This window comes from Mesorhizobium sp. M7A.F.Ca.US.005.03.2.1 (genome assembly GCF_003997795.1).
Lineage (GTDB): Bacteria > Pseudomonadota > Alphaproteobacteria > Rhizobiales > Rhizobiaceae > Mesorhizobium > Mesorhizobium ciceri.
The window spans coordinates 1-1,597 of the sequence record NZ_RZRP01001134.1 but is presented as its reverse complement, the minus strand read 5'-3'; the positions used below and the strand labels follow the sequence as shown (position 1 = coordinate 1,597).

The window sequence follows — 1,597 nt, the reverse complement described above, 5'->3', positions numbered from 1 at the left end:
TTGCGGGCCGCCACGAACAGGCCGGCCGTCATCGCGCTGCTGACCAGAAAATCGCGGCGCGTCATGTCTTTGAGGGTCGTTCCAGTCCTGATCCGTTTCGTCATCGTCGTCTCCGGTTGGGCGCGGCTTGAGATCCGCGTCGTCGATTGCGTGTTGATCAAAACAAAAAAGCCGCCAGCCAGGTCTTCGCGTCCGGGTGACCGGGAGCGCGCATGAACCTGAGCGGCAGCTTTGCCTGTGGCGCCCGCCATTGGACGCCTGTTCCGTGACCCGCAAAGGGCCTGTCTATTTCAAAGCAGGAACCGTGCCAGTTTTGAGAGAGGTGAAAAAGGCCAATGAAATCAGCAGCCTGCGCTGATCGCCGGCGCACTGAACCCTATGGCCGGAAGGCCAAAGATTGTTCATTAGGGCAATCGCGCGCACAATTTTTGTGCAATGCACAAGGATGGCGCGGAAATGATCAGGCCTAAATCTCGGCAAATTTCTGGCCGGTAATGTACGCATCGATCTCGTCAGGATCGAAGATCTGACCGTCGAAGAAACCGTCCGGACCGAGCACAAGGCCGGCGCCTGTCGCGCCGACCGCGGTGGCAATTTGGAGCGCACCCTCGACTTTCGAATTGGCGCCGGGAAGCGCGACGCCGAGCGGCTTCAGCGCCGAACGGTAGAGGTCGGGACGGTAGCAATCGCGGGCGATGGCGAGATTTTCAGGCGTGTGCGCCACGTGCCCCCAGCGCACCATCTGCGTGTAGAACCACAGCGCATGGCTCTTCCACGGAAAGTTCGCCGCCTTATCGAAGGGGAGGAAGAAGTCGTCGATGGTCCGCTCCGCACCGCCGCCCAGTTGGAGATGGCCGGTCAGGATCGGCATCTGCACGGTCGGCGGCAGGCCGAGGAAGCCGGCCTGCGCCATTACCCCGGCCAGTTCGCCATGGTTGGCCGGATCCTGGCACCAGCGCGCCGAGTGATGCAGCGCGCGCAGCAGCGCCGCCAAGGCCTCGGGGTTTTCGTCTGCCCAAGCCTTGCGCACGCCGATCACCTTCTCCGGGCTGTTGCGCCATATCCGCGCCTTGACGGTGACGATGTGGCCGGTGCCGGCGGCCACCGCAGCGCTGTTCCAGGGTTCGCCGACGCAGTAGCCGTCGATGCGGCCGGCGGCCAGCGCATCGGCCATGAAGGGCGGCGGCACGATGACGATCTCAATCTCTTGGCGCGGATCGATGCCGCAGGCGGCGAGCCAGTAGCGCAATTCGTAATTGTGCCCGGAATGCGGATGCACCACGGCAAAGCGCAGCGGATCGCCACCGGCCGCAGCGCGCTCGCGAATGAGCGCGCCAAGTGCGGCACCGGCGCGCGCCGGGTCTAGGTCGGCCTCGGCGCCGTGTGCCGCCATACCGGCCCAAACGGCATTGGAGATGGTGACGCAATTGCCGCCGAGGCCGAGCGAGAACGGCACGATGGTTTCCGAGGCCAGCGGCGTCAGCCCGAGATTGCAGGCGAGCGGCATTGGTCCCAGCATATGCGCGAGATGGAAGTGGCCGATGGCGATGCGGTCGCGGATGTTGGCCCAGGATGTCTCGCGGTGCAGCTTCAGATC

At 64.3% G+C, this 1,597-nt stretch carries 1 protein-coding gene and 1 pseudogene; both read right to left on the bottom strand.

The genetic code is table 11. The features are described 5' to 3' along the window. Positions 1-251, bottom strand: a pseudogene (locus EN991_RS41415) (hypothetical protein); the annotation flags it as partial. A gap of 215 nt (positions 252-466) precedes the next feature. Beyond that, positions 467-1,597, bottom strand: a 1,131-nt coding sequence (locus EN991_RS35470) for a CmpA/NrtA family ABC transporter substrate-binding protein (protein ID WP_127370470.1), incomplete at its 5' end; no start/stop codon positions are given.